This is a genomic window from Actinomadura spongiicola (assembly GCF_003432485.1).
GTDB lineage: Bacteria > Actinomycetota > Actinomycetes > Streptosporangiales > Streptosporangiaceae > Spirillospora > Spirillospora spongiicola.
Genome location: NZ_QVNQ01000011.1, coordinates 123185 through 135907, shown reverse-complemented (window position 1 = coordinate 135907; position 12723 = coordinate 123185). Strand labels below are relative to the sequence as shown.

The window sequence follows — 12723 nt, the reverse complement described above, 5'->3', positions numbered from 1 at the left end:
TCAAGCCTAGGCCGTCCCCGCCCGCCCTGCCGAGACCGTCCCGCAAATGATGCGGGAAATTCTCACCGTTCCTGTCCGCAATTTCGCGAAGGGCGCGCCCCTTATCCCGGGGACGGAGGAAACTCGTTGCCGCGGCCTCGGATCGAACCGCTAAGCTGAACGCGTTCCGGACGGAGCACCGGCGGGCGTGGCGAAACCAGGTATACGCGGCAGGTTTAGGTCCTGTTGGTGGCGACACCGTGGGGGTTCGAATCCCCCCGCCCGTACCTCTTGTTCGACGTCAGACGCCGAGGTCGCGGCGGAGGCGTTCGACGTGGCCGGTGGCCTTCACGTTGTAGTACGCCTTCTCGACCTTGCCGTCGGCGTCGATGATGAACGTGGAGCGGATGACGCCGACGACGACCCGGCCGTACAGCTTCTTCTCCCCGTAGGCGCCGTAGGCCTGGAGCACTTCGGTGTCCGGGTCGGACAGCAGCGGGAACGACAGGCCCTCCTTCTCCCGGAACTTGGCGAGCTTGGCCGGCTTGTCGGGGGAGATGCCGATGACCGTGACGCCCGCCGCCTCCAGGTCGCCGAGGCTGCCCTGGAAGTCGACGGCCTCCTTGGTGCAGCCGGGGGTGAGCGCCGCCGGGTAGAAGTAGAGGATCACGCGCTTCCCGCGCAACGAGGCCAGCGACACCGTGGCGTCGTCGGCGTCGGAAAGCTCGAAATCGGGGGCGACGTCGCCCGGCTGCAGCCGCTCGGACACCCTGTCCCGCCTTTCGCTCGAATGATGAACCCAACGGTACCGGCTGGGGTACCTCGGGCGTTCGCCGGGAGAACCTGCCAGACTGTTCGGATCACCTTTCGTCGGCACGGTCTCGTCCGTACGGACCCGCGCCCACTTCGCTCGACACGAGAAGGACACGGCATGGCTGACAGCGCCCGCAGCCCCGACGAACTGGAACAGGAGATCGAGATCCGCCGCCAGCGGCTGGTGCGCACGGTCGACGAGCTCGCCGCCCGGGCCAACCCGCGGAGCATCGCGCAGCGGGGCGCCGAGCGGCTGAAGGAGGAGGCCGGTCAGGTCGCGCGGGCCGTCGGTGCGATCGTGCGCTCCGACGACGCCGTCGTCGAGGCCGGGGACGCGCCGGGCGGCGGCTCGGACAAGCGCCTGGTGCTGGTCGGCGTCGGAGCCGCCGTCACCGTGACCGCCCTGATCCTCTGGGGCCGTAGGCGCAGGCGCCGCTGAGTCCCCTCCCCGAGGCGCCGGTCCGCGGTCCGCGGCCGGCGCCCGTCCGTGCCGGGACGGTGCGGCGGAGGATCTGGGTGACGTCCCGCAGCTCGGCGAGTTCGGCGCGGCACGGCGGGCAGCCGCGCAGATGCGCCGACAGTTCGTCGGCCTCGGCGCCGGGCAGCCGTCCGAGGGCGTAGACGCCGAGGCCGACGCGGAACTCCCCGCAGTCCGTTCCTCCCACGTCCTGGTGTACGGGCCGCGGGCCCTACCCGTTCAGCTCGGGGGGCGTCACGGTGAAGCGGGCCTCGACGGCGGCGCGAACGACCTGCGTCACGGGCTCCAGGTCGATCGGCTCGGGCTCCTCGGCCGCCCCCCGGCTCCGCTCCCGCCCGTAGGCGGCGGCGAGCGTGACGGGGCCGCCGGTGTCCCGGCCGAGGCCCTCGTCCGACAGTTCGACCAGGCCGGTGAGCCGCGACCCGAGCGCCTCGGCGTAGCCGCGGGCGCGTTCGACGGCCTCGTGCGCGGCCTGCCGCGCCGCCCGCCGGTACACCTCGCTCTCGCGGCGCAGCGCCCACTCGGGCCCGTCGACATAGGCGCGCTCCATGTCACCGAGCCGGGTGACCAGCTCGCCGAGCACCCCGAAGTCCACGACCGTGATCTTGATCCAGACCGTGCCCCGGTACGCGCGCACATCCCCCTCGCGCCGCTTGTACTTCAGCAGCGGCGCGATGGACAGCCCGCCCGTCTCAACCTTCTCCACGGCCTCGCCGTAGGAGGCGACCAGGTCGAGGCAGCGCTGGTTGCGTTCGGTGAGCCGGTCGAGGGCCCGGCGGCGGTCGGTCTCCTGTGACTGGACGTGCACCGACAGCCGCGCGATCTCCGGCTCGGCCTCCACCACGGCCTCCCCACGCACACTGATCACCGGAGCATCACTCATCCCCCCAACCTAACCCCAACCCGCCCCACGGCCTCAAACCCCGAGCGGGGCACGGGTGCGAACCCAATCCGCGCCACCGGCCCGAACCCCAACCCGGGGTACGGGTCGTACGGCTGGAGGCGTCCTGCGCCGGAAGCCGTACGACCCGACGACGCGGGCGACCGGAGCGGTGCATCACTGACCGCAAGGGGCACGGGGACCGTGACTGCGCCGTGAGGATCGCCCGCGTCGCGCGGGGGTCGAAGGGGGTCGCCCCCTTCATAGAAACGTGTGGCCCTCGCCTCTGTAGGTCGGGACCGTTCGGACCGTTCGGTCGCCGTCGATCAGGTGCAGAGTGTCGAAGCGTTCGCACATCTCGCCGGCCTTGCCGTGGCGAAACCAGACGCGGTCGCCGACGGACAGCAGGTCGGCGGACCGTCCGAGCAGGGGCGTCTGCACCTCGCCCGCGCCCTCGTACGGGTCGTAGGAGAGGCCGGTCGGCAGGTACGGGCGGGGGAGGCGGTCGGCGCCCGGGGGGCCGGACGCGTGGTAGCCGCCGCCGAGGCAGGTCGCGACGCCGGGGGCGGGGCGGCGCACGACGGGCAGCGCGAACAGCGCGGCGGGACGTCCGGTGAAGGTGGAGTACTGGTCGAACAGGTGCGGCTGGTAGAGGCCGGATCCCGCCGCGACCTCGGTGACGGCGCGTTCGGCGGCGGTCGTCTCGACGCTGCCGGTGCCGCCGCCGTTGACGAAGTCCAGGTTCGTCAGGTCCCGGACGGCCCGGACGACCGCGGCCCGGCGGCGGGCCAACTCGATCCGGGACCGCCGTTGCACGGCGCGGACGGTCCGGCTGCGCACGGGACGTCCCGGCGGGGTGTCCCCGACGCCCGCGATCTGCGCCTCGTAGGCCATCAGTCCGGCGAGGTCGAGCGTCGGGCGCCGCAGGATCGACGCGGCGAACGCGGCGACCTCGGCGGGGGTGCGCAGGGGGGAGCGCAGCGCGCCGATCCGGACCCGGCCGCCGAGGGGCCGGTAGGAGGCGTCGACGTCGACGCACACGCGGATCCGGCGGCCGCCCGCGGACTTCTCGATCAGGTCGAGGTGCTCGGGCGCGTCGGTCATGAGCGTGACGGCGCGCGTGGCGTCGGGGTCGGCGGCCAGCGCGGCGACGGCCGCCCGGTCGGTGGTGGGGTAGGCGACGAGGATGTCGTCGCTGACGCCCTCCCGGGCCAGCCAGAGGGCCTCGGGCAGCGTGAACGCCATGATCCCGGCGAAGCCGTCCATGGCGAGGACCTCCGTGAGGAGCGCCCGGCAGCGCACCGACTTGCTCGCGACCCGGATGGGCTTGCCCGCGGCGCGGCGGACGAGCCCGGCGGCGTTGGCGCGGAAGGCGGCCAGGTCGACGACGGCGAACGGCGCTTCGATGCCGGCCGTGGCGGTGTCGTAGCGGTCCCGGAGGCTCTTGCTCGTCACGGCGTCATGCTACCCAGCGAATATGAAGATCTCTCACTTATGTTCGAGGTGAGGGTTCGGTCAAGGCGCGTCCGCGCGGCCCCGGCCACGGGCGGGCGCCGCGTAAGCTCGAAGGCACTTTCCGAGCCGCCGTTCCCCGCGAGAGTGAGACCGTGAACGAGTACGTGCTGACCCTGTCATGTCCCGACCGGCCGGGCATCGTCGCCGCGGTGTCGGGGCAGCTGGCCGAGCGCGGATGCAACATCGTCGAGAGCCAGCAGTTCGGGGACGCCGAGTCCGGCACGTTCTTCATGCGGGTGCAGTTCGCGGCCCCGGACGGCACCGACCCGGACGGGCTGCGCGGCGCCTTCGCCTCCCTCGTGCCCGAGCTCGGGCTCCAGTGGCGGCTGCACGCGCTCGCCGAACGGCCACGAGTCCTGATCATGGTGTCGAAGGGCGGGCACTGCCTCAACGACCTGCTCTACCGGACCCGGTCGGGGCTGCTCGACATCGACATCGTCGCGGTCGCGTCCAACCATCCCGACCTGCGGCCCCTCACCCAGTCGTACGGGATCGACTACCACCATCTGCCGGTCGGGCCGGGCGGCAGGGCCGGGGGCGGCAGAGCGGCGCAGGAGGCCGAGATCCTCACGCTCGTCGAGCACTACCGCGCCGACCTCGTCGTCCTCGCCCGCTACATGCAGATCCTGTCGGACGACTTCTGCGCCAAGCTCCCCGGCGCGATCATCAACATCCACCACTCCTTCCTGCCGAGCTTCAAGGGCGCCCGTCCCTACCACCAGGCGCACGCCCGCGGCGTGAAGCTGATCGGCGCCACCGCCCACTACGTCACCGCCGACCTGGACGAGGGGCCGATCATCGAGCAGGAGGTCGCCCGGGTCGACCACACCCACAGCCCGGAGGAGCTCGTGGCCGTGGGACGCGACGTCGAATGCCTCGCCCTGGCCCGTGCCGTCCGGTGGCACACCGAGCACCGCGTCCTGCTCAATGGCGACCGCACCGTCGTCTTCCGCTGACCCGGCCGTCCGATTTCGGACTCTGACCTGCGCTTTCGTCCAGCCGAAGGCGTGAGATGTCGGCATGGCGAGTTTCGCTCCACGTGACGATGGATCACCATGAGTGAGGAAGCACGTGCCGAGGCTCACGGGGGTCGAGCATGGCCGAGACGCTGGTCAAGGACCTGATCGAGGAGGCGCGGAACGAGCGGCGGGCGCGGCGGCTCGCCGTCCGGGAGTTCCGGCCCCGCCGCGCGTTCGCCGGATTCGCCGCCGCGCTGCTGGTGACCGTGGTCGGCGGGGTCGCCGCGGTCGAACTGCTGGCCGCGGCGCTCGGATCCGCCGTCCATCCGGTGCCGGGGGTCGCGGCGGCGGCGGACGCGCTGCGCCGCCGCGCCTGGCACGACCCCGAGGTCCTGGCCGGCGCGGGCGCCGTCGCCGTCCTCGGGCTCGCGTTCCTCCTGGCGTCGCTGCCGGGACGCCCGCGCGGCGTTCCGCTGGCCGGCTCCGACCCGCGCCTGGCGGGCGTCATCGGCCGGGCGGCGCTCCGCCGCGCGCTGGAGGACGCCGCGCTGGCCGTCCCCGGCATCGAACGCGCCCGCGTCCGGGGGCCGGGCCCGGTCCGCCGGAACGTCGTCGTCTGGGCGACCACGCACTACCGCAACCCGGCGAACCTCGCCGACCTGGTACGCGACGCGGTCGACGAGCGCCTCGACCATATCGAGCCGATGCGCCGTCCGGACGTCGACGTCCGGCTCGGCTGGCGGAAGGACTGACGATGAGGATCGCGATCGCGCTGACCGGAGCGGCGCTGTTCCTGTGCGGCGGGGCGGCGCTCGCCGCGGGGCTCGGCGCGTTCGACGCGCTCGCCGCCCTCTCCGCCGGGGCGTCCGGCGGCCCGCTGTCGGCCCGGCCTCTCATCGACGTCGCGGTGCTGCGGTTCGTCGAGGACAACACCTGGTTCCTCGTCACGGCCGCGGTCGTCGCGGAGGTCGCGGCGCTCGCCGGGCAGCTGTGGCTCGTCCTACAGTGCCGGGCGCTGATCCACCGGCGGTGGCCGGACGTCGACGCGCGGACCCGTGTCCTCGCCCGGTCGGCGGCCGAGGATCTGAACCGGGACGCGCGGGACCTTCCCGGTGTCGAGGACTCCCGCGTCCGACTCACCGGCACGGTCGTCCGGCCCCGGCTGCGGATGCGGATCGTCTGCGCGGGCGACGCCCATCTCAGCGAGATCTACGGGGAGTTGGGCGCGGGCCCGGTCGAACGCTACCGATACATGATCGGAATGCCTGACCTTCCGGTGGTGATCCGGTTCCGGTCCGCGTCCGTGCGTTTCGGGCGGCGCCGGCGTCCGAAACCGGACATCCACTGAATCGGACCGTTCTAAGGATGGCCGCCCGGCGTCAGGAGCGGGGGAATGCTGACGCCGGACGGCCAGGTCTTTCGATCAGAGGGAGAACCCGGTCGCGATGGGAGCGGGCGGTTGCGCGAACACGGGATCTCCCTCTGATCGTCCTCGCCGGGCTGGTGCCCGGTCATACCCTCTACTGCGGTGATGCAAGGTGCGGCGCCCGTCCGGGGCCACAGAACCCGGACGGGCGCCCGCGCCTTGGCAGGCACCCATGCGCCGGTGGAGCGGGCGCATGCACACGGCGGGTACCTGCGCTGGGGATGAAAGTCAACGCGGGTGGTTGTCGTCGGAATTCGCCGGAATTCGTCTGATAGTTATCGGTAGGTCGGTCGCCGAGGTTGCGTTCTGCGTACTGGTGACTATGCGCGATCCTGTGGCGAGGGGTCATGCTTGTGTACATTTCGTTCACGGCGTGGAGCAGACGATGGGGTGCGAGAGTGCGTCTTCCCGCGTGGCTGAGGCCGGGCCGCTGGAGCCTGGCAGGGCAGTTGTTGGTATTGCAGGCCGCGATCGTCGGACTGCTGGTCGCGGCGGGTGTCACCGTCGCGTACCTGGACGCCGAGCGGGCCGCCAACGACGCCGCCGCGCAGACCGTCACGGCGGTCGCCGCGACCATCGCCAACTCCCAGAACGTCCGTGCCGCGCTCGCGACCCCCGATCCCAGCCGGCTCCTCCAGCCGTACGCCGAACGCGTCCGCCGCGAGGCCGGCGTGGACTTCATCACGATCATGGACCCGGCGGGGGTCCGCTACACGCATCCGAACCCGTCCCGGATCGGCGGGAACTTCGTCGGCAACACCGGGCCCGCCGTCGCCGGGCGGACCTTCACCGAGACCTACACCGGCACGCTCGGCCCGTCCGTGCGCACGGTCACGCCCGTCTTCGACGACGACCGCCGTGTCGTCGCGCTCGTCGCCGTCGGCATCACGGTACGGGTGATCTCCGGAGAGCTGCGGCAGCGGCTGCTGTACCTGCTCGGCGTCGCCGCCGCCGTCCTCGCGATCGGCATCGGCGGCAGCTACCTGGTGTCCGCGCGGCTGCGCCGCCAGACCCGCGGCGCCGGGCCCCGCGAGCTGCGCGGAATGTTCGACTACTACCACGCCATCCTGCACTCGGTGCGCGAGGGCCTGCTGCTCCTCGACCGGGCGGGCCGCGTCGTCCTGTGCAACGACGCGGCCCGCGACCTGCTGAACCTGCCCGACTCGTCGCGGGGACGGCGGGTCAGCGACCTCGGGCTCCCCGGCGAACTGGCCGCCACCCTCACCTCCCGGGAGCAGCGATCGGACGAGATCCACGTCGGCGACACCCGCGTCCTCGTCGTGAACACCTCGCCCGTCAAGTCCCGGGGCCGCGCGATGGGCAACGTCGTCACGCTGCGCGACCACACCGAGCTGCTGGCGCTGACCGGTGAGCTCGACACCGTCCGCGGCTTCGCCGAGTCGCTGCGCTCCCAGGCGCACGAGGCCGCCAACCGCCTGCACACCGTGGTGTCGCTGGTGGAGCTCGGCCGTCCCGACCAGGCCGTCGAGTTCGCCACCGCCGAGCTGGCGACGGCGCAGCGGCTCACCGACCGGGTCGTCGGCTCGGCGACGGAACCGGTGCTGGCCGCGCTGCTGCTCGGCAAGTCCGCGGAGGCGGGGGAGCGCGGCGTCGACCTCGTCGTCACCGAGGACAGCGCCATCGAGGGCGTGGTGGAGCCTCGCGACCTCGTCACCATTCTCGGTAACCTGATCGACAACGCCATCGACGCCGCCCTCGCCAACACCGGTGCCCGGCCGCCGCGCGTGGTCGTCAGCGCCCGCAAGGACGGCGGCGAGTTCGTCCTCCAGGTCGCCGACAGCGGGCCCGGCGTCGACCCGGCGACCGTGCCCGACATGTTCCGGCGCGGCTGGACGACCAAGACCTCCGGCGGGCCCGTCGGCCACGGTCTCGGCCTCGCGCTCGTCGGGCAGGCCGTCCGGCGGCACGGCGGCGACGTCCATGTCGGCCATGACGGCGGAGCCATCTTCACCGTCCGACTTCCCCTGGGGTCTCGATGATCAAAGTGCTCGTCGTCGAGGACGATCTCGTCGCCGCCGAGGCGCACCGCGCCTACGTCGAACGTGTCGCCGGGTTCACCGTCTCCGGCGTCGTCCACTCCGGCGCGGACGCCCTGCGCTTCTACGAGCGGACGCCCGTCGACGTCGTCCTGCTCGACTTCGGCCTGCCCGACACGCACGGCCTGCGGGTGTGCCGGGCGCTCCGGGCGGGCGGCAGCGACGTGGACGTCATCGCCGTCACCTCCGCCCGGGACCTCGCCGTGATCCGCTCCGCCGTGTCGGTCGGCGTCGTCCAGTACCTGCTCAAACCGTTCACGTTCGCGTCGCTGCGGGACAAGCTCGTCAGCTACAGGAGGTTCCGGGAGCAGGCCGTCGGCACCGGCGAGGTCAGCGGCCAGGCCGACGTGGACGGGATGCTCGCCGCCCTGCGCACCCCCGACCACCGCTCGCTGCCGAAGGGCATGAGCCACGAGACGCTCCAGGCCGTCACCGAGGTGCTGGCCGGGGCCGCCGACGGCCTGTCCGCCGCCGCGGCCGCCGACCTCACCGGCGTCTCCCGGGTCACCGCCCGCCGCTACCTCGAGTACCTCGCCGAGAACGGCCTGGCGCGCCGCCGTCCCCACTACGGTCAGGTCGGTCGTCCCGAGGTGCGCTTCTACCCGGGGTAAGCGGGGTACGAATGTGACGACGGTGAAGCGAGATCGGGGGAGTCGTCGTGACCGAGAAACCGGAGAAGAAGGCCGACACGACCGGGAAGGACCGGGAGGGGCGCCCGCCCGCCGAGCCGAAGAAACCTCAGAAGAAAAAGCCCGGCGACGCCGCCAGGAAGATGCGCGAGATGTTCAAGGGGTAGAGGTAAACCGGCGTTGACCTGGTCTTTCTCCGATATGGCGATTTCGGTGTGACGTTTGCGAGCATCAATGGCATGTCAGCCGGATCGTGGGGGCGCAATGAGCCAGGATGACGCGCCGGGCCCTTTTTGGGGCGGTGTCGGTAAACCGCGATGGAAAGGCGTCGGCAGAAGAGGTAGATTCCTTCCGCCCGGCGGCCAGACCAGGATTTCCGGAGCCGTCGTCGCCAAGGTCGCGGCGATGGCCGCCGGGCATGTCGACGGGTCGGGCACCGCCGTGCGGGGCGCCCACGTCCGGGGTCGCGGGCCCAGGACCGCCGTCGACATCGACCTCCTCGTCAGGTCCGGGCCGCCCGGCCCGGACCTCGCCGGGGCCGTCCGGGACACCGTCGTCACCGAGGTCGCGCACATGTGCGGCCTGGAGGCGGCGGAGGTGACCATCACCGTGGACGACGTCAGCGTTCGCACCGGCTACCCCGAGGAGCCCCACGTCCGATGATCGCCTGGACGGACGCACCGCACGCGCCCATGGCCACGAGCCTGGCCGACCGGATCGCCGAAGCGGCCCTGGCGTGCCCGGACGTGACGGAGTTGACCGCCGGTCCGCGGGGCCGCGTCATGACCCGCCGCGCGGGCCCGCCGCTGACGGGCGTCACGGTCGGCGACGGCGAGATCGAGGTGGGCGTGGTAGTCCGCTACGGACGTCCCCTGCCCGAGATCGCCGAGGACGTCCGTCGTCTGATCCGGCCCCTGACCGGCGACCGCGTGATCCACATACTCATCGCCGACCTGGCCGACCGCTGACGCGTGCCCGGCGCACCCCGGGAGACCTTCACAAGGATTAAGAGCGTTTTAGCAACTGTTGACGGACTTGTCTGCTTATCAGGGCTAATGTCCGAAGGGAACCTGACGTCGAGGGCCAGAGGAGGCACGCTTGTCCAACCTTGTTCTGGGCGGCTCCGCCGAGGGGCGCTTCGACGTACGGAGGGATCAGACGGACCACAGCATGGGCCCCTCCCGCTGAGCGGCCCGACGGCCCGGGGTCGCGGTCACCACGCCGCGGCCCCGGGTTTCGTTCGTCCCCCCGCGCCTGTGAGCCATGCCACACCATCACTGGGTTGTGTTCTCCAACTAACCCCCCAGACACTCGACGAGTAAGTTGGAAAATCCAACGGAGGTGGTCATGCGGGACGCGGTGATCGTCGAAGCGGTGCGCACACCGCTGGGCAGGGGCAAGACGACCGGGACGCTGCACGACCACCACCCCGCCGACCTACTCGCACGGACACTGCGGACCCTCGTCGAACGCGCCGGCATCGATTCCGGGGAGGTCGACGACGTCATCGGCGGGGTCGTGACCCAGGTGGGCGAGCAGGCTCTCAACATCACCCGCACCGCCGTCCTCGCCGCAGGGTTCCCCGAGAGCGTTCCCGCCATGACGGTCGACCGGCAGTGCGGCTCGTCCCAGCAGGCCCTGCACATCGCGGCGCAGGGCGTGCAGAGCGGCGCGTACGACATCGCGATCGCCTGCGGGGTCGAGTCGATGTCCCGGGTGCCGATGGGGACGAACGTGCCGCCCGGCGGCGACCCGTTCGGGCCGATGCTCGCCGAACGGTATCCCGGCGGCCTCGTCGGGCAGGGCATCAGCGCCGAGCTGATCGCCGCCCGCTGGAACCTGTCGCGCGAGGAACTCGACGCCTACGCCCACGAGTCGCACCGGCGCGCCGCCGAGGCATGGCGCGACGGGGAGTTCGCCCGCGAGGTCGCCTGGCCCGGCCAGTGGGACGAGACCGTCCGCCCCGTCACCGGACCCACCACACCGACGAACCGGCGACCACGAACAGCCGGTGTCGACGAAGGCGCCCACAGCGGCCCTCCGGGTACATCCCTGGAGGTGCTCGCGGGGCTCAAGCCCGCCTACTACGACCCGCGCATGGCCGAGAGGTTCCCCGAGATCGGCTGGAAGGTCACCGCCGGAAACGCTTCCCCGATCAACGACGGCGCCGCCGCGGTGCTCGTGATGGGCGCGGACGTCGCCGACCGGCTCGGCCTGCGCCCCCGGGCCCGTTTCCACGCGTTCGCCGTGACCGGCGACGACCCCCTGCTGATGCTCACCGCGATCATCCCCGCGACGCGGAAGGTCCTCGCCCGCGGCGGGCTCACCCTGGACGCCGTCGACCTGTTCGAGGTGAACGAGGCGTTCGCCCCGGTCGTCCTCGCCTGGCAGCGCGAGATCGGCGCCGATCCGGCGCGGGTCAACGTCCGCGGCGGCGCGATCGCGATCGGCCATCCGCTCGGCGCCAGCGGCGCCCGCATCATGACGACGCTGCTGCACGCGCTCGAAGATCGCGGCGGCCGGTTCGGGCTCCAGACCATGTGCGAGGCGGGAGGCCAGGCCAACGCCACCGTGATCGAGAGACTGTGAGCGGAGGTTACCCTTCCGGTATGCCGAAGGACGCCGTCCCGCGCGAGTGCTCCATCGCCGACACCCTGGAACTCGTCGGCGAACGCTGGAGCCTGCTCGCCGTCCGCGAGCTCAGCCACGGCGTGCGGCGCTTCGACCAGATCGTCCGCAACACGGGCGCGCCCCGCGACATCCTCACGTCCCGTCTCCGCAAGCTGGAGGCGAACCGCATCGTGCGCCGGGAACGTTACAGCGACCACCCGGCCCGCTACGAGTACCACCTGACGCCCGCGGGCGTGGAACTCTGCGACGTCCTTCTCGTGCTGATGCGATGGGGCGACCGGCACCTGCACCCCGATGACCCGCCCGTCCGGTGGCGGCACTCCTGCGGCCACACGCTCAGCCCGCTGGTCGTCTGCCGCCACTGCGGCAACGAGGCCCGCCTCGGCGCGCATTCGCCCACCGGACGCGGCGCCCGCGCCTTCTGAACGTCGTTCACCTTCGAGGGCGGCACTCCTGCGGGACACGCTGTGTTTGTTGGTCGTCTGCCGTCACTGCGGCACTGAGGCCCGCGTTGGCGCGCATTCGCCGACCGGACGCGGCGCCCGCACCTTCTGACCGCCGTTCACCGTTCGGCGGCGAGTCTGATTCCCAGACCGATGAACAGGCCGCCCACGGCGACGTTGAGCCGCCGCCGCGCGGTGTGGCGGCGGCGCAGCCAGTCACCGATCCGGCCCGCCAGGACGCCGACCGTTCCGTCGACGAGGAACTCCAGCGCGATCAGGACGATCCCGAGCACCGCGAACTGCATCCAGACATGACCTCGCGCCGGATCGATGAACTGTGGGAGGAACGCGATCGTGAACGTGACCATCTTCGGGTTCAGCAGATTGGTCACCAGACCGTTGACGTACGCGCGGCGCCCGGAGATCCCTCCTCCGGACATCATGTCGTCCTGGTCTCCACGATGCCGAATGGCCTGCACACCGAGGTACACGAGGTAGACCGCGCCCACGACCCGGACCACGGTGAACGCGGTCGGCACCGCCGCGAACAGGGCCGCCAACCCGGCGGCCGCGACGGCGATGTGAATGCCCTCGCTCGTCGCCACCCCCGCCGTCGCGAGCAGCCCGGCCCGCGCCCCGCCCCGCATTCCGGACCCGAGGACGAACAACATGTCCGGGCCCGGAATGAGCAGGGCCACAAGCGTGGTCCCGATGAACATGGCGAGCAGATGCGAATCGACCGGCATACCGCGATGCTCCCACACCCACCCTCCGAAACCCGTACGGCCGTTTATCGGACCTGCGAATCTCCCGGACGCCGCGAGCGAACGTTCGTCGACCGGCCCGCCGGAGCCGGTGGCTCGATGCTCGCTGCACCGCCGTTCCGAGCACGTCGGCTTCGCGAGGCATCACC

The 12723-nt window shown here is 71.9% G+C and carries 16 protein-coding genes and 1 tRNA gene; 12 read left to right on the top strand and 5 right to left on the bottom strand.

Features of this window, described 5'->3' with window-relative positions; all coding sequences use genetic code 11:
* Positions 1–181: 181 nt before the first annotated feature.
* Positions 182–266, top strand: a tRNA-Leu gene (locus D0T12_RS29580).
* Positions 267–280: 14 nt separating this feature from the next.
* Here D0T12_RS29580 and bcp read toward each other — a convergent pair.
* Positions 281–748 (bottom strand): thioredoxin-dependent thiol peroxidase, encoded by a 468-nt coding sequence (gene bcp / locus D0T12_RS29575; protein ID WP_117403713.1) that lies wholly within the window; start codon positions 746–748, stop codon positions 281–283.
* Positions 749–910: 162 nt separating this feature from the next.
* On the opposite strand from bcp, the gene D0T12_RS29570 reads away from it, so the two are divergent.
* Positions 911–1231: a DUF3618 domain-containing protein gene (locus D0T12_RS29570; RefSeq protein ID WP_117403711.1), complete on the top strand. Its 321-nt coding sequence runs from the start codon at positions 911–913 to the stop codon at positions 1229–1231.
* Here the strand turns inward: D0T12_RS29570 and D0T12_RS29565 are convergent.
* From D0T12_RS29565 to D0T12_RS29555, 3 genes are all read right to left on the bottom strand, one after another.
* Complete coding sequence (locus D0T12_RS29565) at positions 1182–1457, bottom strand: anti-sigma factor family protein (protein ID WP_117403708.1); 276 nt, start codon at positions 1455–1457, stop codon at positions 1182–1184. The genes D0T12_RS29570 and D0T12_RS29565 overlap by 50 nt on opposite strands.
* Before the next feature lie 24 nt (positions 1458–1481).
* Positions 1482–2153: an SIMPL domain-containing protein gene (locus D0T12_RS29560; RefSeq protein ID WP_117403706.1), complete on the bottom strand. Its 672-nt coding sequence runs from the start codon at positions 2151–2153 to the stop codon at positions 1482–1484.
* Positions 2154–2411: 258 nt separating this feature from the next.
* Positions 2412–3605: an amino acid deaminase/aldolase gene (locus tag D0T12_RS29555; protein WP_117403704.1), complete on the bottom strand. Its 1194-nt coding sequence runs from the start codon at positions 3603–3605 to the stop codon at positions 2412–2414.
* Positions 3606–3757: 152 nt separating this feature from the next.
* Here D0T12_RS29555 and purU point away from each other — a divergent pair, with 152 nt between their 5' ends.
* The 10 genes from purU (at position 3758) to D0T12_RS29510 (ending at position 11792) form a co-directional block, all read left to right on the top strand.
* Complete coding sequence (gene purU, locus D0T12_RS29550) at positions 3758–4621, top strand: formyltetrahydrofolate deformylase (protein WP_117403702.1); 864 nt, start codon at positions 3758–3760, stop codon at positions 4619–4621.
* Positions 4622–4761: 140 nt separating this feature from the next.
* Positions 4762–5376 (top strand): DUF6286 domain-containing protein, encoded by a 615-nt coding sequence (locus tag D0T12_RS29545; protein WP_117403700.1) that lies wholly within the window; start codon positions 4762–4764, stop codon positions 5374–5376.
* A gap of 2 nt (positions 5377–5378) precedes the next feature.
* Entirely contained in the window at positions 5379–5972 is a 594-nt protein-coding gene (locus tag D0T12_RS29540; protein WP_117403698.1) for a hypothetical protein, read from the top strand.
* Positions 5973–6448: 476 nt separating this feature from the next.
* Positions 6449–8050: a sensor histidine kinase gene (locus D0T12_RS29535; RefSeq protein WP_233526354.1), complete on the top strand. Its 1602-nt coding sequence runs from the start codon at positions 6449–6451 to the stop codon at positions 8048–8050.
* Positions 8047–8718, top strand: coding sequence for a response regulator (locus tag D0T12_RS29530; protein WP_117403694.1), 672 nt, complete (start codon positions 8047–8049; stop codon positions 8716–8718). Before D0T12_RS29535 ends, D0T12_RS29530 begins: the two co-directional genes overlap by 4 nt.
* 47 nt (positions 8719–8765) lie before the next feature.
* Entirely contained in the window at positions 8766–8903 is a 138-nt protein-coding gene (locus D0T12_RS35625) for a hypothetical protein (protein WP_158581676.1), read from the top strand.
* 238 nt (positions 8904–9141) lie between these two features.
* On the top strand, positions 9142–9399 hold the full coding sequence (locus D0T12_RS35620) for an Asp23/Gls24 family envelope stress response protein (RefSeq protein ID WP_158581675.1): 258 nt from the start codon (positions 9142–9144) through the stop codon (positions 9397–9399).
* Positions 9396–9704 (top strand): Asp23/Gls24 family envelope stress response protein, encoded by a 309-nt coding sequence (locus D0T12_RS29520; protein WP_233526353.1) that lies wholly within the window; start codon positions 9396–9398, stop codon positions 9702–9704. The genes D0T12_RS35620 and D0T12_RS29520 overlap by 4 nt, the downstream gene beginning before the upstream one ends.
* A 379-nt stretch (positions 9705–10083) precedes the next feature.
* Positions 10084–11325, top strand: coding sequence for a thiolase family protein (locus D0T12_RS29515; RefSeq protein ID WP_117403692.1), 1242 nt, complete (start codon positions 10084–10086; stop codon positions 11323–11325).
* 20 nt (positions 11326–11345) lie between these two features.
* Positions 11346–11792 carry a winged helix-turn-helix transcriptional regulator gene (locus D0T12_RS29510; RefSeq protein WP_117403691.1) on the top strand — a complete coding sequence of 149 codons (447 nt, stop codon included), beginning with the start codon at positions 11346–11348 and terminating at the stop codon, positions 11790–11792.
* Positions 11793–11929: 137 nt separating this feature from the next.
* Here the strand turns inward: D0T12_RS29510 and D0T12_RS29500 are convergent, their stop codons facing one another.
* A complete protein-coding gene (locus D0T12_RS29500; protein WP_117403690.1) occupies positions 11930–12556 on the bottom strand; it encodes a LysE family translocator in 627 nt (208 codons plus the stop codon).
* Positions 12557–12723 lie beyond the last annotated feature (167 nt).

Coding starts and splice junctions, on each gene's coding strand:
- D0T12_RS29515 (WP_117403692.1), top strand. CDS start 10,084: ATGCGGGACGCGGTGATCGTCGAAGCGGTGCGCACACCGCTGGGCAGG.
- D0T12_RS35620 (WP_158581675.1), top strand. CDS start 9,142: ATGGCCGCCGGGCATGTCGACGGGTCGGGCACCGCCGTGCGGGGCGCC.
- D0T12_RS29530 (WP_117403694.1), top strand. CDS start 8,047: ATGATCAAAGTGCTCGTCGTCGAGGACGATCTCGTCGCCGCCGAGGCG.
- D0T12_RS29545 (WP_117403700.1), top strand. CDS start 4,762: ATGGCCGAGACGCTGGTCAAGGACCTGATCGAGGAGGCGCGGAACGAG.
- D0T12_RS29570 (WP_117403711.1), top strand. CDS start 911: ATGGCTGACAGCGCCCGCAGCCCCGACGAACTGGAACAGGAGATCGAG.
- D0T12_RS29560 (WP_117403706.1), bottom strand. CDS start 2,153: ATGAGTGATGCTCCGGTGATCAGTGTGCGTGGGGAGGCCGTGGTGGAG.
- D0T12_RS29520 (WP_233526353.1), top strand. CDS start 9,396: ATGATCGCCTGGACGGACGCACCGCACGCGCCCATGGCCACGAGCCTG.
- D0T12_RS29500 (WP_117403690.1), bottom strand. CDS start 12,556: ATGCCGGTCGATTCGCATCTGCTCGCCATGTTCATCGGGACCACGCTT.
- D0T12_RS29540 (WP_117403698.1), top strand. CDS start 5,379: ATGAGGATCGCGATCGCGCTGACCGGAGCGGCGCTGTTCCTGTGCGGC.
- D0T12_RS29510 (WP_117403691.1), top strand. CDS start 11,346: ATGCCGAAGGACGCCGTCCCGCGCGAGTGCTCCATCGCCGACACCCTG.